Raw genomic sequence first — 20,395 nt, 5'->3', positions numbered from 1 at the left:
TCCCACCTCGCAAACAGACTGTTCGGTCTACTGACCGTACAGGCATCCGGCCGCGATGCAAACCAACTGTTCTGTCTGGTAGCGTCGGAGCATGGCCGATCAGCCGCTGACCTCACGCGGAGCCGCGACGTACCAGCGCATCATCGATGTGGCGACCCAGGAGTTCGCCGAGCATGGGATCGCCGGTGCGCGCGTCGAGCGGATCGTGTCCTCGGCACGCACGAACAAGGCGCAGCTCTATGCCTACTTCGGCAGCAAGGACGGGCTCTTCGACGCCATCTTCTTCGGCTCGCTGGAGCGGATCGTGAACGTCGTCCCGATCGACGCCACCGACCTCGCGGACTGGGCCGTACGCCTCTACGACGAGTATCTCCGCCGCCCCGACCTCATCCGGCTGGCCACCTGGGCACGCCTGGAACGGCGCCCGGCCGGCCACCTGGTCGACGACCCCGACCGGCTCGACGACTCCAAACTGCGCGCCATCGCCGAGGCCCAGGCCGCCGGCCGGGTGCGCCAGGGAGACCCGTTCGACATCATGGCGATGGTGATCGCGATGTCCATGGCCTGGTCACCGGTCAGCAATGTCTACGCCGCGACCGCCCAGGAACCCCCCGAACTTCACGAGCAGCGGCGGACCCTGCTCCGCGAGAGCGTCCGCCGCGCCATGACGGCCGACCGGGCCCAGGTCCCGCCGTCCGCGTCAGACCGGGCGTAACTGAGTGGCTTCCCAGGTCAATGGAGCGTGGGTCGGTAGACGAGCTCCTGGATGCGACCGTCGAGCGTGCGGTGCTCCAGCAGTTCCAGGTCGAAGTCGGCCGCACCCTGGAAGATCGGGTCCAGCCCGGTCCGGCCGGTGATGACGGGGAAGAGCGTCACCTGTACGCGGTCGACCAGCCCGGCGGCCATGAGCGCGCGGTTCATCGACAGGCTGCCGTGCGAGCGCAGCGGCACATCGGACTCCTTCTTGAGGCGGGCGACGACGTCGACGGCGTCACCGCTCACGACGGTCGCGTCCGGCCAGTCGAGGGGGCCCTCCAGCGTCGTCGACACCACTGTTGCCGGCAGGTGCCGCATCCGAGTGACCCACGCGTCACGCACGTCCGACTCCTCGGTGCTCGACGCCAGCATCTGCGCGAACGCCCGGTACGTGTTGGCGCCGAACACCATCCTCTGCTCCGGGCCGTACAGGCCGAGGCGATGGTCGAGCAACTCGGGGCCCTGCTTCCCCCAGTAGCCGGTCCAGTCGCCGCCGGCGGCGCCGTAGCCGTCGAGGCTGGAGAAGACGTCGAAGGTGTAGGTGGCGGTCATGTCGTGCTCCTCGGATGTGGATGATCGGCGGGGGTGCGTACCGCAGCCACCGCAGTTACATCCGTAGACCCGGCACGCTTCCGAAACTCATCGCCATGCCGACCGGAGCAGGATGTTCGACCGCTCGTGCGACACCGCTCAGCCGCCGGCGCGGCCCCGGCCCGGTGACTCCGACCGGCCGGGGCATGTGCTGTTCGCCCTCACGCGGGGTGTGTCTCGTCGACCACGTATCCGCGCCGCTTGTCCACCACGTTGCGCAGTGGCCGGCCCTCGATGTGCCGGGTGAGGTTGTCGAGGAACACCTCGACGAGCGCCTCCCGCTCGCTGGTGGTCTCGCCCGCCGTGTGCGGGGAGATCATCACGCCGGGCATGTCCCACAGGGGTGATTCGGCGGGCAGCGGTTCCTGTACGAACACGTCCAGAGCGGCGCCGGCCAGGCGTCCGGCGGCCAGGTGGTCGACCAGCGCCTCCTCGTCGACGAGTCCGCCCCGGCCCACGTTGATCAGCCGCGCGCCCGGCTTCATGGCGGCGAGCACGGGGGCGTCGACCATGCCCCTGGTGCCCTGGGTGAGGGGCGCGGCCAGGACGACGTAGTCCGCTTCCTTCAGGGCGGAGCGCAGGGTCGTCGTACCGTGGACCGTGCCGAAGTCGGGGTCGTCCGTGCGGGCCTTGCGGCCCGCGCCGGACACGCGCATCCCGACGGCACGCAGCAGCCGGGCGATGGCCCGGCCGATCGGCCCCGTCCCCCAGACCAGCACGGTGCGTCCGGTGATGCCGTCACTCTGGCGTGGACGCCACTCGCGGCGCCGCTGGTGCTCCCAGGTGCCGGGGAAGTCCTTGGCGAGGGCGAGGATCAGGCCGAGGACGTACTCGGCGGTCGGCTGGTCGTAGACCCCGCGGGCGTTGGTCAGGACCACGCCCGGATCGTCCACCAGGGCAGGGAACAGGAAGGAGTCCACACCCGCGGAGGCCGCGTGGACCCAGCGGGGAGCCTTGTCCGGGTTGTCGGGCCAGGCCTCGCGGATGGCGGGGGTGATGGTGACCCAGGCCAGGAGGGCGTCGGCGCCGGGGAGGAGGTAGGGCAGTTCCTCCTCGGTGGCGTAGACGGTGTCCGCGAGGCGTTCGATCAGTGCGGTGGCGGGTGGCCGGTTGCCCCGGTAGAGGACGACGAGTCGGTCGGGCATGTCAGGCTCCGACGGGGACTGCGATGTACTTGTACTCCAGGAACTCGCCGATGCCGACGCGTCCGCCTTCGCGGCCCAGTCCGGACTGCTTGACGCCGCCGAAGGGGGCGGCGGGGTTGGAGACGAGCCCGGTGTTGAGGCCGATCATGCCGCTCTCCAGACGTTCGCTGACACGCAGGGCACGGTCGAGGTTCTGGGTGAACAGGTAGGCGGCCAGGCCGAATTCGGTGCTGTTGGCGGCGGCGATGGCCTCGTCCTCGTCCTCGAAGGTGAGGAGGGCGGCGACGGGACCGAAGACCTCGGTGTCGTTGATGGCGGCCTCGGCGGAGATGCCGGTGAGGACGGTGGGCGGGTAGAAGCAGCCGGGGCCCTCGGGGAGTTCGCCGCCGGTGAGGACGGTGGCGCCGCGCTTGACGGCGTCACGGACCATGTCGTGGGCCTTGCTGCGGCCGGCCTCGTCGATGAGGGGGCCGACGTCGGTGCCGGGTTCGGTGCCGTCGCCGACCTTCAGGGCGGCCATGCGGGCGGCGAGGCGGGTGGCGAACTCCTCGGCGACGGAGGTGTGGACGTAGATGCGGTTGGCGGCACAGCAGGACTCGCCCATGTTGCGCATCTTGGCGACCATGGTGCCTTCGACGGCGGTGTCGAGGTCGGCGTCGTCGAAGACGATGAGGGGGGCGTTGCCGCCCAGTTCCATGGAGGTGCGGATGACGGTGTCGGCGCACTGGGCCAGCAGGATGCGGCCGACCTGGGTGGAGCCGGTGAAGGAGAGCTTGCGGATCTGCCCGCCGCGCAGGAGGGGTTCGACGACGCCGGCGGCGTCGGTGGTGACGACGATGTTGAGGACACCGGCCGGCAGGCCGGCTTCGGTGAGGATCTCGGCGAGGGCGAGGCTGGTCAGAGGGGTCTGGGGGGCGGGTTTGAGGACGACGGTGCAGCCGGCGGCGAGGGCGGGGCCGATCTTGCGGGTGCCCATCGCCAGGGGGAAGTTCCAGGGGGTGATGAGCAGGCACGGGCCGACCGGCTGGCGGGTGACCAGCAGGCGGTTCTTGCCATCGGGCGCGGTCATCAGGCCGCCGTCGATACGGACGGCTTCCTCGGAGAACCAGCGGAAGAACTCGGCGCCGTAGGCGACCTCGGCCCGCGCCTCGGCCAGCGGCTTGCCCATCTCCAGGGTCATCAGCAGCGCGAGGTCCTCGGTGCGCGCGATGATGAGGTCGTAGGCACGGCGCAGGATCTCGCTGCGCACCCGGGGCGGGGTGGCGGCCCAGTCCGCCTGCGCGGCGACCGCCGCCTCGACGGCACGCCGGCCGTCGGCGGGTGAGGCGTCGGCGACCCGGCACAGTTCCTCGCCGGTGGCCGGGTTGTCGACGGACAGCGTCCGGCCGGACTCCGCGTCCTGCCAACCACCGCCGATGAACAGCTGCTTGGGAACATCACGGACGACAGTCATCGTGGGTATCTCCTCGTAGGTGCGGAAGGGCTGCCGACCGGTCAGCGGATGCGGTCCAGCGTCTTGTAGTAGGCGCCCGCGAAGGGCAGGAACCAGGCGGTGCCGTTGTAGAGGGGGATGCGGGGCGGGGCGATGTCGCGGACCGGACTGGCCTCGGGGTGGCCGTCCATCACCTCGGCCATGACCTGCCCCATGTGCGTGGCCATCTGCACGCCATGGCCCGCGTATCCCATGGAGTAGTACACGCCGTCATCGGCCTGTCCGGCGTGCACGATGCGGTCCATGGCGAAGCCGACGGAGCCGCCCCACACGTACTCGACCTTCGTCCCGGCGAGTTGGGGGAAGATCGCGCACATCTCACGGAACAGGACGGCTCCGCTCTTCTTGTCCGAGGTGGGATCGGACGGTGCGAAGCGGGCACGGCCGCCGAACAGCAGCCGGTTGTCCGGAGTGAGCCGGAAGTAGTGACAGACCTGGTTGGAGTCCACGATGAGGCGGGCCTTGGGGATGATGTCCCGGGCGAGTTCCTCGCCGAGCGGCTCGGTCACGATGATGAAGCTGCCCAGGCAGACCTGCTGGCGGCGCAGCCACGGGAAGTTCTTGTCGGTGTAGGCGTCGGTGGCCATCATGACCTGCCCGGCGCGGATCACACCGCGTTCGGTGCTGACCTCGAACCGGCCGGCGGCGGTACGCCGAACGCCGATGGCCGCGTTGCGCTCGTGGATCTCGACACCGGCGCGCTCGCACGCCTCGGCCATGCCGCGCACGAAGCGGCCGACGTGCAGTGCGGCGCTGAACGGGTCGAGCAGACCGCCGTGGTAGGCGTCGGAGCCGATCTCGGAACGCAGCTCGGACTTGCTGACCAGTGTGGTCTCGTGGCCGAAGTACTTGGCCAGGTCGCGCTGTTGGGCCTTCTTCCCTTCGAAGTGGGCGGGGCGGGAGGCCACGCCCAGGCGTCCGACGCGGTTGAACTGGCAGTCGATGGACTCCTCGTCCACGAGCCGCTCGACGGTGTCCACGGCCTCGCCGTAGGAGTTGTAGATCTCGCGGGCCCGCTCCAGTCCGTACCGGCGAATGGCCTGCTGTACGCCGATGGTGAAGCCCAGGTTGGCCATACCGCCGTTGCGCGCGGAGGCCCCGGAACCGATCTGCCCCTTCTCGACGAGGGTGACGCGGGCGCCCTTGCGGGCGGAGTGCAGGGCGGTGGACAGACCCGTCAGGCCGGCGCCGACGACCACCAGGTCGGTGTCCTCGGTCAGCGGCTTGCCGGATCGGTCGGGAAACGCCCCGGCGGTTTCTATCCAGTACGGGATCGTCTTCATTTCGGTCTCCTGCGGGGAAGTGTTCGGGGGGTCCCGGTCGGGCCGGCGAGGGTCAGGTGAGGGGTTCGACGGGCAGGACGCCACCCTGTTGGCTGCGGTGGCCGCTGAGTTTGCGGACGAGGGTCACCAGGGCGAGGGCGAGGATGGCCAGGGCGATGAGGACGGCACTGACGGCGGTGACGGTGGGGTCGACGTCGAACTGGAGGGCGTTGAAGACCAGGACCGGCAGGGTGCGGGTGTCGGGGGTGGACATGAACTGGGCGATGAAGAACTCGTCGAAGCTGGTGATGAAGGAGAACACCGCGGCGGCGATCAGGCCGGGGGTGGCCAGGGGGAAGGTGATGCGGCGGGCGATGGTCATCCGGCTGGCGCCCATGCTGGCGGCGGCGTCTTCGAGGCGTTCGTCGATGGCCTTGAGGGTGGAGATCATGATGAGGATGGCGATGGGTGCGGCGAGCACGGTGTGGCCAAGAGCGATGGCCAGGGGGCTGCCGAGCAGGCCGGCCGGTTCGAAGAACAGGAACAGGCCGAGGGCGATGACCACTTGGGGGATGAGCAGCGGGGCCAGGACCAGTCCGTAGACGGCCGTGTGCAGCGGGAGCCGGCCGCGGGCCAGGGCGGTGGCGGCCGTGGCTCCCAGGATGAGGGAGAACACCGTGGTCAGGGCGGCGATGAGGCTGGACAGGGCGATGGAGGTGGCCCAGTTGCCGCCGGGCGCGGCCATCTGCTCGTACCAGTGGGTGCTGTACTCCTTCGGCGGGAAGGTGCCGATGCCGTCCGCGCCGAAGGAGGTGACCAGGATGATGACGATGGGCATGGCCAGGAACAGCAGGATCGCGGTGGCGCTCAGGGCGCGGGCGAGGTGTCCGGCCCGGGTGGGGGGCAGGTGCATCATGAGCTGCTCCTTCGTGCGTGCGCCTTGGTGCGGCGGAGCTTGGCCAGGCCGAGCACGCCCAGGCCGGCGAAGGTGAGCAGGAGCAGGATGACGCCGAAGGCGGCGGCGGAGTTCCACTGGTCCTGCTTCATCACCTGCTGGTCGATCAGGGCCGCGACGACGGTCTGTTTGTCGCCGCCCATCAGGGCGGGGGTGATGTAGTAGCCCAGGCAGAGGATGAAGCTGAGCAGGCCCGCGGTGCCGATCCCGGGTGCCACCAGCGGCAGGTAGATGCGGCGGAAGATGGTCAGCCGGCTCGCGCCGAACCCGGCGGCCGCGGCCAGCAGCCGGCCGTCGACGCCGCGCATCACGCCCTGCAACACCAGAACCGTGTAGGGGAGCATCACCGAGGTGGTGCCGATGACCACGCCGGTCTCGTTGTAGAGCAGGGAGTAGGGGGCGCCGGGGGCGTGCACGGAGGTGGCCAGGCTGTTGATGAGGCCGTGTTCACCGAGCATGATGATCCAGCCGTAGGTGCGCACCAGGGCACTGATGAAGTGCGGCACCACCACGATCAGCATGGCCAGCGCGGCGAAGACGGGCCGCATACGGGCGATGGCGTGCGCCAGGACGAAACCCACCAGCAGGCTCAGCACCGCGGTCTCGGCGGAGATCCGCAGGGTGGAGAGCAGCACGGACAGGTTCACGCCGCTGAGGGCGTCGGCGTACCAGTGCAGGGTGAAGCCGCCGCTGTCGCCCTTCAGGCTCAGCGAGAGCACCCCGATGATCGGGTAGACGAACAGCACGAGCAGGAACACCGTGACGGGGACGGCGTTGACCAGGGCGAGGCGGGAGCGGTGCCCGCGCATCGCGGACGTCTTCTTCACGCGCACCTTGCCGGGTGCGAGAGCGGTGCCGGCCACGGATGTCACCCCCCGTCCGTCGCGGCGAAGACGCTGACGTCCTCGGGATCGGCGGTGACACACACCCGCTCGCCCGGGCGGGGCGGGACGATGGCGGTCTCGATCCGCAGCGGCTGCGTCCCCGGAGCGGCACCGTCCAGACGGACGGTGATCCGGGTCAGCGAACCGACGTAGACGGCCGTCTCGACCGTGCCGGAACAACAGCCCTCCCCGGCACCGACCAGGCGCAGCTTGCCCGGCCGCACCGCGGCCCGCACGCTCTGCCCGGGCACACACGGGTGGGAGCGGGCCGTGAGGACGCCGCCGGTGTCCAGCCGCACCCGGGTGCAGTCGTCCGCGCCGCCGTCCTCGGTCTTGCCGGTGAGGAAGTTGGCGGCGCCCAGGAAGTCGGCGACGAACGGGGTGCGGGGGCGTTCGAACAGGGCGCGGGGGGTGTCGAACTGCTCGATCCGCCCGTCCTTCATGATGGCGATCCGGTCCGACAGGACCAGCGCCTCTTCCTGGTCGTGGGTGACGTAGATGACGGTCAGGCCCAGTTCACGCTGGATGGACTTGATCTCGGTCTGCATCTGGTCGCGGAGCTTCTTGTCCAGCGCGCCCAGCGGTTCGTCCATCAGCACGATCGGCGGGCGGTAGACCAGCACCCGGCACAGCGCGACCCGCTGCTGCTGGCCGCCGGAGAGCTCCCGCGGCTTGCGGCCGGCGAACTTCGACAGCCCGGCCGCCTCCAGGGTCTCGCCCACCCGGCGGCGGATCTCCGCCTTGGACACCCCGCGCAGTTGCAGGGGGAAGGCGACGTTCTCGGCGACGGTCATGTGGGGGAAGAGCAGGTACTGCTGGAAGACGAAACCGAAGTCACGCTTTCCGGGGTTGAGGCGCGTGATGTCCCGGCCGTCGACGCTGATGCCGCCGGAGTCGGGCTCGGTGAACCCGGCCAGCATCATCAGCGTGGTCGTCTTGCCGGAACCGGACGCGCCGAGGAAGGTGACGAACTCACCCGCCGCGATCTCCATGTCCACACCGTCGACCACCGTCGTCCCGCCGTAGGACTTGCGCAGTCCCGTGACCGACAACGACTTGCCGCTCAGCGCGTTGGGCCCGGGGCTCAGGGCCGAGGCGAGGAGTTTGGTCTGCTCAGGCATTGGCCCACTCCTGCCAGCGCTTGGTCACGGCCTCCAGGTTCTTGTCCCACCAGGCCACGTCGGTGTCGAACCCGGTCTTCAGGTTCTGCGGCGAGGTCGGCAGCGCGGCGAGCGCATCGTCCGGAAGCAGCTTGATGGCGCCGGGAACGACCGGACCGTGCGGGAAGAGCTTGGAGAACGCCGCCTGCACCTCGGGACGCAGCGAGAAGTCGATCAGTTTGTAGGCCGCGTCCGTCTTGTCCGCACCCTTGGGGATGCCCCAGCCGTTGGTGAGCCGGCGGGCGCCGTTCCACTGGTAGGCGACCGGCATGCCCTGTTTGATCAGCTCGTCCGCGCGGCCGCTCCACAGGCTGGTGGCGACGACCTCCTTGCGGCCCAGCAGGACGGCCGGCATGGCGCCGGAGTTCCAGAACTTCTTCACGCCGCCGCGGATCCTCGACATCGACTTGAACGCCCGGTCCACATCCAGCGGGTACAGCTTGTCCAGCGGCACGCCGTCGGCCAGCAGCGCGAACTCCAGCTCCGGGTAGTCCGTTTCAGCGCTCTGCAACGAGCGCGGACCGGCGAAGGCGTCGGTGTTCCAGAAGTCGGCCCAGCCCTTCGGTGTGCGCTTGAGGCTGTCCGTGCGGTACGCCATCAGGCTCGCCCAGACGTTCTTGCCGACCGCGTGTTCCGGCAGCTGGTTCTCCGCGATCCCGGCGCCCTTGACGCTCTTGAGCCGGTCGTAGTCCACCGGCTCCAGACACTCCAGGCGGGTCATCTTCTGGAAGTTCAGCAGGGTGTTGTCCATCAGGTCGACCTGCGGACGGCCCTGCTTGACCTGAGCGATGATCTGCGCGGACTGGTAGTTGACCGTGGTGACCGTGATGCCGGTCTCCTTGGCGAACGGCTCGTAGATCGCCTTGGTCAGAGCGTCGTTGTAGGCGCCGCCGCTGTTGCTGACGACGAGCCCCTTCTTGCCGCCGCCCGAGCCGCGGCCTTCGCTGCTGCCCATGAGGGTGCTGCACCCGGTCATCGCGGTGGCTGCGGTGAGAGCCCCTGCGGTGCGGAGTACGGTTCTGCGTCCTATCCGGTGGTCTTCCATGGCGGTGCCTCCTGGAGATCGCTGCTGGGGGTACGGGGGATCCGTGATGCGGGGACGTACGGATCCGGTACGGAGGATGGGGAGTTCAGATGCCGAGCATGGTGTTGAGCTCGTCCAGGGACTTCACCGTCACGTAGTCGTAGCCGTGGGTCACCGGGTCGTAGCCGCGGTCCAGCAGGACCAGGTTGCGGAAGCCCATGTCGTGCATCGGCATCAGGTCGTAGCGGGTGTGCGAGGCGACGTGCACGAAGTCCTCGGGGGACGCGTCGAGCTGGTCGAGCATGTACTCGAACGCCGCGTAGCGGGGCTTGTAGAAGCCGGCCTGCTCGGCGGTGAAGACCGCGTGGAAGTCCGCCCCCAGCCGGGGCACGCTCTCCGCCAGGCAAGAGTCGTCGGCGTTGGAGAGGATCACCAGCTTGTAGTGCTCGCCCATCTTCTTCAGCGGCTCCGGCACGTCCGCGTGCGGGCCCCAGCTGCGCACACCGTCGGCGAGGCGCTTGCCCGCGTCCGGGGCGGCCTTGACACCCCACTTGCGGCAGACCCGCTCGAAGGAGTCCTGCAGCACCTGCTCGTAGGGGTAGTACGCGCCGCGGACCTGGTCGTAGCGGTAGCCGCGGAATTCCCGGACGAACTGGTCCCAGTCCTCGGCGGGGATCTGGTCGCCGACCAGTTCACGCGTGATGGGGGTCATCGGCCACTCGATCAACGTGCCGTAGCAGTCGAAGGAGACGTACTTCGGCCGGAACTGAAACGAGGGGATGGGCATGGAAGATCTCCAGTTCTTTGCTACGGGAACAGGGCTCGATGCAGGATTTGTCACTATTTTTCCGGCACATCCGTGACGGACTTCCCCATGGGGCGAAGTGACTGCGGGTCAGGCGGCGCCGGCTCCGGCCGGTGCCAGGAAGTCGATGGGATGATCGGTGGTGCCGTCCAGGGCGAGGTCGGCGGCGATCTCACCCATGGCGGGCGACAGTTTGAAGCCGCTGCCGGAGAAGCCGGCCATGACGATGATGTCGTCCTCGCCGGGCAGATGGCCGACGAGCGGGTTGCCGGAGTCGGTGTAGCCCTCCATGTAGGCCGACATCCTGATGGGGTCGGGGTTCAGGTCGGGCATCAGCTCGGCGATGAACTCGCGGAGGGTGGCGAGTTCTTCCGGGCGGACCGTCCGGTCGAGCCGTTCGGGGTCGGGTACCGGCAGGTGGCGCGCGACGTGGTGGCCCAGCTGGAAGGAGAGGCCCAGCTTGACGGAGATGCCGTCGGGCGACGGGAGTCCGTAGCAGTCGTGGGGTGTGCTGCGTACGAAGGCGGGGGCGCCGCCCGCGAACCAGTCGTGGCGGGTCGGGATGTGCCAGGAGCTGATCAGTCGGCGGACGTCGACGCTTCGGGGAAGGTCCGGGAGCAGGGTGTTGATCCAGGGGCCCACGGTCACCACCGCGGTGTCGACGTGGTCCGTGCCCTGGTCGGTGACGATGTGTACGCCGCCGCCCGCCGCGGGCTCGATCTTCCGCACCGGGGTGTAGCGGTGCAGTCGGGCGCCCAGTTGCTCGGCACGGGTGGCGGCGGCCTGGACCGTCGCCTCGGGCCTGATGACGGCGCCCATCCGGTCCAGGACGGCGGTGTGTCCGTCCGGGAGGCGGTGCTGCGGGTAGCGGCGGGCGAGTTCCTCCCGGTCCAGTACCTCGTGCTCCAGCTGGTGGTTGGAGCCGGCGGCGAGCAGGAGGCCCATGGAGGGCGATGCGGTCTCTCCCATCACCAGGCATCCGCTGCGGCGTCGCAGCGAGAATCCGGTCTCGTCCTGGAGGCGGTCCCACATCCGGTCGGCGAGCCCCAGCAGCGGAATGTAGCGGGGTTCACCGAGGTGCACGGCGCGGAAGATGCGGGTCTCACCTCCGGCCGCGCCGCGGTCGTGCCCCGGCGCATACCGGTCGTAGCCGATGACCTCGGCTCCGCGGGCGGCCAGTCGCCACATGACCTGGCTGCCCATGCTGCCGGCACCGATCACGGCGACGCGCTTCGGAACGCTCATGTGGTCGCTCCTTCCGATGGTGTGGCCCCGGTGGCAGTCGGGCCCCATCACGGTGCGGTCACCGTGCGGACCCTTCCGGTTCGGGCCCCACTGGGGATGGCGTTCACTTTCGGCCCGGGGGAACCCGCAGGTCAACCCACACTGTGTTCCACCTTGGGGCCTTCTCGAGACGGTCTGTCACTGCGGGCTGCCGGGCCGCACCAAATGCCGGCCGCCCCCTTGTCACGGTGAGTGGCCGGTGCGAGGGTGAGCCCGATCCCCTCGGACGAAAGCACTCCCTATGCCGCCCAGACCTCCCGCAACCGGGCACTTCCCCACCATCACGGAGGTACTGCGCCTGCCCGTGCTCGCCGAAGGAATGCCGCGCGTGCTGGCCGGTGAGTCACAGCTGGACAGCGCGGTGCGCTGGGTGCATGTCACGGAGCTGCTCAATCCCGCCGATTTCCTGGAGGGCGGCGAGCTGGTGCTGACGACCGGCATGCCGTATCCCGAGGACGCCTCCGAGCTGCGCGGCTACGTCGACCAGCTCGCCGACGTCGGTGCGGCCGGGCTGATCGTGGAGCTCGGCTACCGGTACCGGAAGGTGCCCGACGAGCTGGTCGCGGCGTGCCGTGCCCGGGGCGTGCCGCTGGTCGAGCTGGCCCGTGGCGTCCGGTTCATCGACGTCACGCAGACGGTGCACGCGCTCATCCTCGACGCCCAGGGGGCCCTGCTGCGTCGCGGGAGGGAGATCCAGGACATCTTCACCGCCCTGACGCTGCGGGGCGCGGACCCCGAGGAGCTGGTGCGCACCACCGCGGAGCTGACCGGAGCCCCCGTGGTGCTGGAGGATCTCACCCACCGGGTCCTGATGTGCGAGCTGCTCGGCCGGCCGTACGAGCCGGTGGTGTCGGCCTGGTCGCGGCGTTCGCGGGCCGCCCCGACGCCGGAGAGGATCACTCCGAGCGGCCCGGAGGGATGGCTGATCGCGCCGGTGCAGGACCACCACGGGCTGTGGGGGCGTCTGGTCCTGCTGGAGGGCCGGCTGAACCCCGAGCCCGACCCGGAACACGTCCTGGTGCTGGAGCATGCGGCGGTCGCGCTGACCATGGCGCGCCTGGCCGGGCCGGCCTGGTGGGAGCGCCGGGCCCACCGTTCCGTCCTGCGGGACCTGTACCAAAGACGTTTCCGCTCCCCCGCGGACGCGCGCGCCCGCGCCGAGGCACTGGGGCTCCCGGCCCTCGGGCACCGGCTCTTCGCCCTGGTCATCCGCCACACGTACACCGGCACCGAGAGTGAGCACCTCGACGAACGGATCGCGAAGGCGCTCGCGCAGACCGGCGTCCGCGCCCTGGTCGGCGAGACGGCCCCGGGCCGGATCGGCGTCCTGCTGGCACTGGCACAGGCGAGCGCCTGGCAGCCGGTCGCCGAGCGGATCGGCCGTCTGAGCCGGGAGGAGCTCGGACCGGAGGCCGTCGTCGCCGTCGGCCCCGGAGTGACCGACCTCGCCGGGATCGCCCGGTCGTGGCAGGAGGCGGAGCAGACGGCCGAGGCCATCACACCGGTCTCTCCGGAGCGGTGGTTCTACGTCCCCGCCGACGTACGGCTGCCGGAGTTGCTGGGCGTCCTGCGCGAGGACACCCGCCTGCAGCGGTACGCGGAACGGCAACTCACCCGCCTCATCGAGCACGACGACCGCAACAACGGCGACCTGCTCCCGGCCCTGCGCGCCTACCTGGCGGCGGCCGGGAACAAGTCGGTCGCGGCGAAACGCGCCGGCATGTCCCGGCAGGCCTACTACCAGCGCCTCCACACCATCGAACGGCTCCTCGGCTGCGACCTGGAATCAGGCCTTCAGCGCACGTCCCTGCACGTCGCGGTCCTGGTCCTGGACGCAACCGAAGCAGACGTTCCCGGGGCGTAACGGAGCACAACGACCGTGGGCCGGTGTGATGCGACCCGCCCGAGCGGCAGGCCGGTCGTCAGCCGTGCAGATACCGCAGCACCGCCAGCACCCGCCGATTGGCGTCGTCCGAGGCCGGCAGGCCGAGCTTGGTGAAGATGGACGCCACGTGCTTCTCCACGGTGCCGTGGGAGACGACCAGGGTCTCAGCGATGGCCGCGTTCGAGCGGCCCTGCGCCATGAGGGCGATGACATCACGCTCCCGTACGGTCAGTGAATCGAGGCCCTCGCGCCGGCCGCCCGCGGCGGCCAGCTGGGTGACCACTTCCGGGTCGAGGGCCGTGCCGCCGGCGGCGACGCGTTGCAGTGCGTCGGTGAATTCGGCGACGTCGGCCACCCGGTCCTTGAGCAGATAGCCGACGCCGGCCGAACCGGCGGCCAGCAGCCGGGTGGCGTACCGCGTCTCGATGTACTGGGAGAACAGCAGCACCCCGGTGCCCGGGTGGGTGCGGCGGATGTCGATCGCGGCCCGCAGCCCCTCGTCGGTGTGGGTGGGCGGCATGCGGATGTCGACCACCGTCACGTCCGGCCGGTGCTCGGCCACGGCCGCGCGCAGTGCTTCGGCGTCCGCCACCGAGGCGCACACGTCGTGTCCGCGTTCGGTGAGCATCAGCGCCAGCAGTTCCCGCAGTACGGCGGCGTCCTCGGCGATCACGACACGCATGGCGCGCATGCTCTCACGCGTGCGGCGGCAGGACGACGGTGATCGCCGTCGGGCCGCCCTCGGGGCTGGAGATGTGCAGCCGCCCGTCCACGGTCCGGATGCGCTGGTGCAGACCGGCGAGCCCGCCGCCGGCCAGCACGCGGGCGCCGCCCGAGCCGTCGTCCGTCACCCGCAGGCGCAGCGCGTCGTCCCGCTGGGTGACGGTGACGACGGCGCGGCGGGCGCCGCTGTGCTTGGCGGCGTTGGCGAGCAGCTCGGCGACGCAGTAGTAGGCCATGGTCTCGATGGCCTGGGTGGGGCGCACCGGAACCTCGGCCGACAGCTCGACCGGCAGCGCGCTGCGGGCGGCGAGCGTGGCCAGGGCGTCGGGCAGGCCCTCGTCCAGGGCGGGCGGGTGAAGGCCGCGGGACAGGTCGCGCAGTTCGCTCAGGGTCTCGGCGGCGCTGCGGTGCGCGGTGGCCACCAGTCGTCGTACGCCGTCCGGATCGCTGATCGGTCCGTCCTGGTCGGCGAGTTTCTCCCGGGCCATGTCCAGGCTCAAGGCCACGGCGACGAGCCGTACCTGGGGGCCGTCGTGCAGATCCCGCTCCAGCCGCCGCAGCCGGGCGGTGGCGTCGTCGACGGCCAGGGCCCTGGTCTCCTCCAGGGCCCGCACTCGTTGGGTCAGCTCGCCCGGTCCCAGCAGGGCGTGCCGCAGCCGGCGGTCGGCCGCGACCGCCGCCCGGACCAGCCAGGGGGCCGCCAGCAGCGTGGCCGCACCCGCGGCGACGGACACCAGCGTGCCCGGCCAGGTGCTGATGTGCGGGGTCCCGCCCGCGGGCAGCGGGGTGAGCATCGGGATGCCGCCCGCGGTCCGGCCGCCGAAAACCCAGCGCAGCGGCAGGGTGAGATTCAGCAGGGCCGTGATCCACCAGGCGACGCCGTACGCGCCCAGGGCGGCGACGGGCAGTCTGGCCAGGACGTATCCGATGGCCCGCCAGGCGGTGACATCGCGCAGCCGGGCATCGATCCGCCCGCCGATCCCCTGGCCGCGGCGGAACGGCGGTGGCGGTGCCGTCCGCTCGCCCAGCAGCCGTGCGGCCAGCCCACGGTGCAGGCTGGCCGACAGCCGGGCCAGCACCAGGACGCCGACCAGGAGCACCAGGCCCAGCACCGCCCCGACCAGCGTCGCGGTCAGGGCCGCGCCCAGGGCCAGCGGCACCAGGGTCACCACAAACCCCAGCACCGCCAGAGGGAAGGCCGCCAGACAGTAGGCCGCCTCGAACCAGGCCCTGCGGGTGAAGGGCGCGCGGAGCACGGCGCGTGGCTGCATGGTGCTCAGTCTCCCCGGTGCCGGCTCAGGCGTCACGGCGCCGCAGCAGCCAGTCGGCGGCTGCCAGGGCCGCGGCCGTGTACAGGAGCAGGACGGTGAAACCGGTCCACGGGGAGAGCACGTCCGCCACCGGTTTGGCCACCGCGAGGGAGTTGGCCGCGATCAGGGTGGGGAAGAACTTGGCGATGGTCGTGCCGGTCAGTCCGGCCGCGACCGCGGGCACCACGTAGAACAGCCCGACCACGATGCCGATCGCGCTCGCCGTGTGCCGTGTCATCGTGCCCAGCGCCAGCCCGATCAGGCCCACCAGGGCCAGATAGACCCCCGACAGCACCACCGCGCGCAGTACTCCGGCATCGCCCGGTCCCGGCCGGTGGACGGCGTCGGTCAGTGCGGCGCGGCCGGCGAAGAAGGTGACGAACGCGGCCGCCTCACCGAGGGCGAGGACAACCGTCCCCAGCACCGCGGTCTTGGCGGCCAGCAGCCGACGCCGGTCCGGCACCGCGGCCAGGGTCGAGCGGATGCTTCCCGAGGAGTACTCGCCTGTGATCATCAGGACGCCGATCACGCCGACGATGAGCTGTCCGAGAGCGATGCCGGCGAGCACGTTGTTCACCGGATCGAAGGTCCGGGCGGCCTCCGTGCCCCGGGGTGCCCGGGTGTTGGCCATGGTGACCACACCGATGGCGATCATGCTCAGGGCGGTGGCCGCAAGCGCCCAGCGGGTGGAGCGCAGACTGCCCAGCTTGATCCACTCCATCCGGGCGGCCGCGGCGAACCCCGGCCGCCCCGTGCCCGTCACCGTTGCTGCCGTACTGCTCATCGCCGCCGCTCCGTTCCCCGGTACTGCGCGCTGTCGGAGGTCAGCGCGAAGAACGCCTCCTCCAGGGACCGTCCGTCGGCCGTCAGGTCCGCCACCGAACTGTCCGCCAGCAGCCGTCCCTGGCCGATCACCACCAGATGCTCCGCCGTCAGTGCCATCTCACTGATCAGATGGCTGGAGACGAGCACCGTGCGCCCCTCGGCGGCCAGCGAACGCATCAACTCCCGGATCCAGCGCACCCCTTCCGGGTCCAGCCCGTTGACCGGCTCGTCGAAGAGCAGCACGGCCGGGTCGCCGAGCAGCGCCGCCGCGATACCGAGCCGCTGTGCCATGCCCAGCGAGAACGAGCCGGCCCGCCGGTGGGCCGCATCGGCCAGTCCGACCAGCCCCAGCACCTCCTCCACCCGGGAGCGGGCGACACCACCGCCCGCGGCCAGTGCCAGCAGATGACGGTGTGCGCTGCGCCCCGGGTGGAAGGTGCGGGCCTCCAGCAACGCGCCCACCTCACGCAGCGGCCACTCCAGGTCGGCGTACCGACGGCCGCCGATCCGGGCCTGCCCGGTGTCCGGCCGGTCCAGCCCCATCACCATGCGCAGGGTGGTCGACTTGCCCGAGCCGTTCGGGCCGAGGAACCCGGTGACGGCACCCGGCAGCACGTCGAAGGTCAGCGCATCGACGGCGAGGGTGTCGCCGTAGCGTTTGGTCAGGCGGCGCGCTTCGATCATCGTGGGGCTCCTTCGTGGACGTCTCGACACCCCGAGCCTGCCGTCCGACGGCCCTGCCGCGTAACGCGGTTGACCTCCGCGTTTTGCTGGGGGATATCCCCCAGCCCGGTCCGGATCAGGCTTCCGCGGTGCCCGGCTGCGGGGGCGTTGTCACACCCGCGTGGGAGCGTGGGGGCAGGGAACAAGCGGCGCACGGACCGTCGGCGTGCGCGGTCGAGCCGAAGGGGGCCGTCTCCATGCGGGACGTCGATGCACAGTTCCTGCGCGGCCTGTTCGACGAGGAGGGCAGCCTGCACACCGCGGGCCGCACCGCGCTGTACCGGCTCTACGGCCCGGAAGGCCTGCTGTACGTCGGCATCTCGGTCTGTCCGCTCACCCGCATACGCACCCACCTGCGGCAGCAGCCGTGGGCGTCGCAGGTCATCGGCGTCCGGATCGACTACCCCTGCGACGCCGAGGCCGCCGAGCGCGAGGCCGTGTGGACCGAACGGCCCCGGTACAACGTCGTCTTCAACGGGGCCGCCGCTCCCCCACCACCCGCCGGTACGACCCGGATGAGAACCGAACTGGCCACCGAGCGGCGCCGGTTGGAGGAGTTCGAGGCCACCGTCCCCGAGTCGCCGGCCCACCTTCGGCTCCTCACCCGCGGCATCGCGGCGAAGAAGACGAAGATCGAACGGCTGCTCATGGAGATCGAGGCGATCGAGGGGACCGAGGCAGCGCCCCGTCGCCGGACCGGGCGGACCGGACCGGCGACACCGTCGACGCCGCCAGGGCGGTGACACCGGTCCCGCGGACGGACGGGGGCCGGGTGGGCGCGTCAGTCGGTCCTGCGTGCCACTCCGCCGTAGAAGCCGACCTCGTCGGAGCGCGCCGGCGGTGGGGTGTCCGGGCGCCAGAACGGGACCTGGACCAGGCCGGGCTCCAGCAGGTCGAAGCCGTCGAAGAAGCGCTCGATCTCGGCGTGGGAGCGGAGGTTCATGGTGGCGGTGGCGTTGTTGTAGACGGCCTGGGCATCGCGGCGGTCGGCGAGGTCGCCGGTGGCGTGCGAGAGGACCAGGAAGCTTCCCGCGGGCAGCGCGTCGCGCAGGGTGGCGACGATCTGTTGGGGCTTCTCCGCGTCGGTGAGGAAGTGGAGGATGGCCACCAGGAAGAGGGCGACCGGCTCGTCGAAGTCGATGATCCGGCGGACGTCGGGGTGATCCAGGACGGACCGGGGGTCGCGCAGGTCGGCGAGCACGATGCTGGTCGCGCCGGAGCTGCTGAGCAGCGCGTCGGCGTGCGCCTTCACGATGGGATCGTTGTCGACGTAGGCGACGCGGACGTCCTGCGCCGCCTCCTGGGCGGTCTCATGGATGTTCGGGGAGGTGGGCAGTCCGGTACCGATGTCGAGGATCTGGCGGATGCCGGCGCCCATCACGTGCCGGACGGCGCGCTGGAGGAAGGCGCGGTTGGCCTGCACGGAGACCCGCGCTTCGGGTGCCCTGGCGGCGAGCGCGTCGCCCGCCCGCTGGTCGACCTCGTAGTTGTCCTTGCCCCCGAGCAGGTAGTCGTAGATCCGGGCGGGGTGCGGCCTGCTGGTGTCGATCTCCTCGGCAGGGGTGCCGTCCCGTGTCACTGTGCGCTCCTCTCGACTACCGCCACGGCGCCCTCGCCCGCGAACGGCTGTACGACAGCTTGCCACACCAACTCGGCGTCACCCGGCCCCGGTTGACGCACGGTCGGCCGCCACCGCGGCCGCGGGTGGAACCGGATTGCGGCGAGCGGCGAAGTACCGGTGAAAGCCCAGTCTTCAGAGCATTCGCATCGACGAGAGGAGCCCCGATGACCGTCGAACCAGGCGTCCGGGTCGGACAGGACAGCGACGCCTCGGTGATCGATCGGTCGTGGGTTGAGCCCGAGGCATTCGCCGTGCTCTTCGACCGCCACGCCGACGCGGTGCACCGTTACGCGGCGCGCCGGCTCGGGGCGGAGGCGGCCGAGGACGTGATGGCGGAGACGTTCACCACCGCGTTCCAGCAGCGCTTCCGGTACAACACGGAGTTGCCCGACGCCCGCCCGTGGCTGTTCGGCATCGCGACCAACCTCATCGGCCGCCACCGCCGGGCCGAGGCCCGGCGGCTGAAGGCGATGAGCCGGCTGCCTGCGGCCACCCCCGGCGACCAGGCCGGCGAGACGGTCGCGGACCAGGTGGCCGCGCGGGTCAGCGCGCAGGCGCTGCGCCGCGAACTCGCGGGCGCGCTGGCCCGGTTGCCGGCCCGCCACCGGGACGTGCTGCTGCTGGTCGCCTGGGCCGACCTCGGCTACGAGGAGGCCGCGCGCGCCCTCGGAGTACCGGTGGGGACGGTCCGGTCACGGCTGCACAGGGCCCGCAGAAAAGTTCGTGAGGCATTGGGCGGATCCGATCCGACAGCTCTCCGAGAGGAATCCGACAGTGAATGAACTCGAACTCCTGAGGGAGTGGGACGCGGAAGCGACCCCTCTCTCGGACACCGCCCGTACCCGGGCCCGCTTCCGCCTGTACCAGGCGATGCGGGCCCCCGCCTCCCCCGTCGGCCTCCGTCGGCGTCCGCTGCTGCGGATCGCGGTGGCCGGTGTCGCCGCGGCGGCGGTCACCACGACCGTGGTGATCGCCCAGGGCACGGACTCCGCACCGCGCACCCAGCCGGTGAGCGTGGCGACCGTTCTGCGCGGCGCGGCGGCCGAGGAACGCAGGCTCGAAAAGCCGATCGCACCGCGCGACGACCAGTTCATCTACACCAGGGAGGTCATCAAGGAGACCCCGGTCGGAGGCGGACCGAGCAAGACGTACGTCGACGAGAGCTGGACTTCGGTCGACGGCTCCAAGCGGTCCTACGTCAGCGAACTGGGCCACACCCAGTGGGTGCCGCGGGACAAGCCGGGCCAGAGCACCTGGCCACCGAGCAGGTGGTCGGAGCTGAAGCAGTTGCCCACCGACCCCGACCGGCTGCTGATCGCGCTGCGTGACATGGGCGGGAAGCCGGACTACAACCGGCCGACGAGCGCCGACGAGTGGCCGATGGTCCACATCTTCCTCTCCGGCCTGCTCCGTGACCCTGTGCTGCCGAAGGGGCTGCGTCCCGCGGCTTTCGAGGCGCTGTCCACCATGCCCGGGGTCAAGCTGCTGCCGGGCAGGACGGACGGCGACGGCCGCCCGGGGATCGGCATCCAGTACGTGGGCAAGCCCGGCACTCCCTGGGCGGACGGCGGACCGGTGTTCATCTTCGACGAGAAGACGTACCGGTACCTCGGTATGCAGGACCAGCGCAAAGCGGGCGGGCGGACCTACAACCAGTGGTCGCACGTGGCCGCCCAGGCCGCGGTGGACCGGGTGAGGCAACGCCCCTGAGAAACCCGTGAGCCGGTGACCCGTGGCCAAAGGGCCGCGGGTCACCGGCCGGCCGCGTCACCGGACGGTGGCCGTGTCCCACAGGGGCGGCGAGTCGTCGAAGACCACCGCGATCCTGAGCTGCGTGCCCTTCGCGAGTGTAGCCGGAAGCGTCACGCTGCCCTTCTGTGCCGCGTCGAAGGAGACCGGGCCGAGGGAGACCGGGCCGGGAGCGGTGGGCCTTCCGTCCGCCGCGAAGAC

General features: G+C 70.8%; 20 protein-coding genes. 5 read left to right on the top strand and 15 right to left on the bottom strand.

Translation table 11 applies throughout. The features are described from left to right. The first annotated feature begins 91 nt into the window (after positions 1-91). Positions 92-715 (top strand): TetR/AcrR family transcriptional regulator, encoded by a 624-nt coding sequence (locus tag SLINC_RS43590; RefSeq protein ID WP_067443948.1) that lies wholly within the window; start codon positions 92-94, stop codon positions 713-715. Between the two features lie 17 nt (positions 716-732). On the opposite strand, the gene SLINC_RS43585 is transcribed toward SLINC_RS43590, so the two are convergent. From SLINC_RS43585 to solA, 10 genes are all read right to left on the bottom strand, one after another. Further along, the gene (locus SLINC_RS43585) at positions 733-1,308 is read right to left on the bottom strand and encodes a dihydrofolate reductase family protein (RefSeq protein ID WP_067443946.1); all 576 of its coding nucleotides are present in this window, start codon (positions 1,306-1,308) and stop codon (positions 733-735) included. 200 nt (positions 1,309-1,508) lie between these two features. Next, positions 1,509-2,492 (bottom strand): D-2-hydroxyacid dehydrogenase, encoded by a 984-nt coding sequence (locus SLINC_RS43580; RefSeq protein WP_067443944.1) that lies wholly within the window; start codon positions 2,490-2,492, stop codon positions 1,509-1,511. Position 2,493: 1 nt separating this feature from the next. Further along, entirely contained in the window at positions 2,494-3,945 is a 1,452-nt protein-coding gene (locus SLINC_RS43575) for an NAD-dependent succinate-semialdehyde dehydrogenase (RefSeq protein ID WP_067443942.1), read from the bottom strand. 41 nt (positions 3,946-3,986) lie between these two features. Continuing rightward, positions 3,987-5,267 carry an NAD(P)/FAD-dependent oxidoreductase gene (locus SLINC_RS43570; protein WP_067443940.1) on the bottom strand — a complete coding sequence of 427 codons (1,281 nt, stop codon included), beginning with the start codon at positions 5,265-5,267 and terminating at the stop codon, positions 3,987-3,989. A gap of 52 nt (positions 5,268-5,319) precedes the next feature. Next, positions 5,320-6,162: an ABC transporter permease gene (locus SLINC_RS43565; RefSeq protein ID WP_067443938.1), complete on the bottom strand. Its 843-nt coding sequence runs from the start codon at positions 6,160-6,162 to the stop codon at positions 5,320-5,322. Then, positions 6,159-7,064, bottom strand: a complete 906-nt coding sequence (locus SLINC_RS43560; protein ID WP_237282026.1) for an ABC transporter permease — start codon at positions 7,062-7,064, stop codon at positions 6,159-6,161. Before SLINC_RS43560 ends, SLINC_RS43565 begins: the two co-directional genes overlap by 4 nt. A 5-nt stretch (positions 7,065-7,069) precedes the next feature. Continuing rightward, the gene (locus SLINC_RS43555; protein WP_067443936.1) at positions 7,070-8,206 is read right to left on the bottom strand and encodes an ABC transporter ATP-binding protein; all 1,137 of its coding nucleotides are present in this window, start codon (positions 8,204-8,206) and stop codon (positions 7,070-7,072) included. After that, positions 8,199-9,290, bottom strand: coding sequence for an ABC transporter substrate-binding protein (locus tag SLINC_RS43550; protein WP_067443934.1), 1,092 nt, complete (start codon positions 9,288-9,290; stop codon positions 8,199-8,201). The genes SLINC_RS43555 and SLINC_RS43550 overlap by 8 nt, the downstream gene beginning before the upstream one ends. An 85-nt stretch (positions 9,291-9,375) precedes the next feature. Further along, on the bottom strand, positions 9,376-10,056 hold the full coding sequence (locus SLINC_RS43545) for a haloacid dehalogenase type II (RefSeq protein WP_067443932.1): 681 nt from the start codon (positions 10,054-10,056) through the stop codon (positions 9,376-9,378). A 108-nt stretch (positions 10,057-10,164) separates the two neighbouring features. After that, a complete protein-coding gene (gene solA / locus SLINC_RS43540; protein WP_067443930.1) occupies positions 10,165-11,319 on the bottom strand; it encodes an N-methyl-L-tryptophan oxidase in 1,155 nt (384 codons plus the stop codon). Positions 11,320-11,599: 280 nt separating this feature from the next. Here solA and SLINC_RS43535 point away from each other — a divergent pair, with 280 nt between their 5' ends. Continuing rightward, positions 11,600-13,222 carry a PucR family transcriptional regulator gene (locus tag SLINC_RS43535; RefSeq protein ID WP_079165006.1) on the top strand — a complete coding sequence of 541 codons (1,623 nt, stop codon included), beginning with the start codon at positions 11,600-11,602 and terminating at the stop codon, positions 13,220-13,222. A 58-nt stretch (positions 13,223-13,280) separates the two neighbouring features. Here SLINC_RS43535 and SLINC_RS43530 read toward each other — a convergent pair whose 3' ends face one another. From SLINC_RS43530 to SLINC_RS43515, 4 genes are read right to left on the bottom strand one after another with little or no spacing between them, the layout of a single operon-like run. After that, positions 13,281-13,925 carry a response regulator transcription factor gene (locus SLINC_RS43530; RefSeq protein WP_067443929.1) on the bottom strand — a complete coding sequence of 215 codons (645 nt, stop codon included), beginning with the start codon at positions 13,923-13,925 and terminating at the stop codon, positions 13,281-13,283. A gap of 13 nt (positions 13,926-13,938) precedes the next feature. Then, positions 13,939-15,237, bottom strand: coding sequence for a sensor histidine kinase (locus SLINC_RS43525; protein ID WP_067443928.1), 1,299 nt, complete (start codon positions 15,235-15,237; stop codon positions 13,939-13,941). A gap of 25 nt (positions 15,238-15,262) precedes the next feature. Beyond that, positions 15,263-16,060, bottom strand: coding sequence for an ABC transporter permease (locus SLINC_RS43520; RefSeq protein WP_067443927.1), 798 nt, complete (start codon positions 16,058-16,060; stop codon positions 15,263-15,265). Continuing rightward, on the bottom strand, positions 16,057-16,785 hold the full coding sequence (locus SLINC_RS43515; protein ID WP_067443926.1) for an ABC transporter ATP-binding protein: 729 nt from the start codon (positions 16,783-16,785) through the stop codon (positions 16,057-16,059). Before SLINC_RS43515 ends, SLINC_RS43520 begins: the two co-directional genes overlap by 4 nt. Positions 16,786-17,021: 236 nt before the next feature. Between SLINC_RS43515 and SLINC_RS43510 the strand changes: the two genes are divergently transcribed. Continuing rightward, positions 17,022-17,567: a GIY-YIG nuclease family protein gene (locus tag SLINC_RS43510; RefSeq protein ID WP_067443925.1), complete on the top strand. Its 546-nt coding sequence runs from the start codon at positions 17,022-17,024 to the stop codon at positions 17,565-17,567. 38 nt (positions 17,568-17,605) lie between these two features. On the opposite strand, the gene SLINC_RS43505 is transcribed toward SLINC_RS43510, so the two are convergent. Continuing rightward, positions 17,606-18,403, bottom strand: coding sequence for an SAM-dependent methyltransferase (locus tag SLINC_RS43505; protein WP_067443924.1), 798 nt, complete (start codon positions 18,401-18,403; stop codon positions 17,606-17,608). A gap of 206 nt (positions 18,404-18,609) precedes the next feature. Here SLINC_RS43505 and SLINC_RS43500 point away from each other — a divergent pair, with 206 nt between their 5' ends. After that, positions 18,610-19,227 carry an RNA polymerase sigma factor gene (locus tag SLINC_RS43500; RefSeq protein WP_067443923.1) on the top strand — a complete coding sequence of 206 codons (618 nt, stop codon included), beginning with the start codon at positions 18,610-18,612 and terminating at the stop codon, positions 19,225-19,227. Continuing rightward, the gene (locus SLINC_RS43495) at positions 19,220-20,155 is read left to right on the top strand and encodes a CU044_5270 family protein (RefSeq protein WP_067443922.1); all 936 of its coding nucleotides are present in this window, start codon (positions 19,220-19,222) and stop codon (positions 20,153-20,155) included. The genes SLINC_RS43500 and SLINC_RS43495 overlap by 8 nt, the downstream gene beginning before the upstream one ends. The last annotated feature ends 240 nt before the right edge of the window (positions 20,156-20,395 follow it).

Source organism: Streptomyces lincolnensis, assembly GCF_001685355.1.
Classification (GTDB): Bacteria; Actinomycetota; Actinomycetes; order Streptomycetales; family Streptomycetaceae; genus Streptomyces; species Streptomyces lincolnensis.
This window is presented reverse-complemented; position numbering and strand designations above follow the sequence as displayed.

Bases quoted from the DNA above. Each gene is read 5' to 3' on its own strand.
- SLINC_RS43590 (WP_067443948.1), top strand. From the start codon at position 92: ATGGCCGATCAGCCGCTGACCTCACGCGGAGCCGCGACGTACCAGCGC.
- SLINC_RS43585 (WP_067443946.1), bottom strand. From the start codon at position 1,308: ATGACCGCCACCTACACCTTCGACGTCTTCTCCAGCCTCGACGGCTAC.
- SLINC_RS43580 (WP_067443944.1), bottom strand. From the start codon at position 2,492: ATGCCCGACCGACTCGTCGTCCTCTACCGGGGCAACCGGCCACCCGCC.
- SLINC_RS43575 (WP_067443942.1), bottom strand. From the start codon at position 3,945: ATGACTGTCGTCCGTGATGTTCCCAAGCAGCTGTTCATCGGCGGTGGT.
- SLINC_RS43570 (WP_067443940.1), bottom strand. From the start codon at position 5,267: ATGAAGACGATCCCGTACTGGATAGAAACCGCCGGGGCGTTTCCCGAC.
- SLINC_RS43565 (WP_067443938.1), bottom strand. From the start codon at position 6,162: ATGATGCACCTGCCCCCCACCCGGGCCGGACACCTCGCCCGCGCCCTG.
- SLINC_RS43555 (WP_067443936.1), bottom strand. From the start codon at position 8,206: ATGCCTGAGCAGACCAAACTCCTCGCCTCGGCCCTGAGCCCCGGGCCC.
- SLINC_RS43550 (WP_067443934.1), bottom strand. From the start codon at position 9,290: ATGGAAGACCACCGGATAGGACGCAGAACCGTACTCCGCACCGCAGGG.
- SLINC_RS43545 (WP_067443932.1), bottom strand. From the start codon at position 10,056: ATGCCCATCCCCTCGTTTCAGTTCCGGCCGAAGTACGTCTCCTTCGAC.
- solA (WP_067443930.1), bottom strand. From the start codon at position 11,319: ATGAGCGTTCCGAAGCGCGTCGCCGTGATCGGTGCCGGCAGCATGGGC.
- SLINC_RS43535 (WP_079165006.1), top strand. From the start codon at position 11,600: ATGCCGCCCAGACCTCCCGCAACCGGGCACTTCCCCACCATCACGGAG.
- SLINC_RS43530 (WP_067443929.1), bottom strand. From the start codon at position 13,925: ATGCGTGTCGTGATCGCCGAGGACGCCGCCGTACTGCGGGAACTGCTG.
- SLINC_RS43525 (WP_067443928.1), bottom strand. From the start codon at position 15,237: ATGCAGCCACGCGCCGTGCTCCGCGCGCCCTTCACCCGCAGGGCCTGG.
- SLINC_RS43520 (WP_067443927.1), bottom strand. From the start codon at position 16,060: ATGAGCAGTACGGCAGCAACGGTGACGGGCACGGGGCGGCCGGGGTTC.
- SLINC_RS43515 (WP_067443926.1), bottom strand. From the start codon at position 16,785: ATGATCGAAGCGCGCCGCCTGACCAAACGCTACGGCGACACCCTCGCC.
- SLINC_RS43510 (WP_067443925.1), top strand. From the start codon at position 17,022: ATGCGGGACGTCGATGCACAGTTCCTGCGCGGCCTGTTCGACGAGGAG.
- SLINC_RS43500 (WP_067443923.1), top strand. From the start codon at position 18,610: ATGACCGTCGAACCAGGCGTCCGGGTCGGACAGGACAGCGACGCCTCG.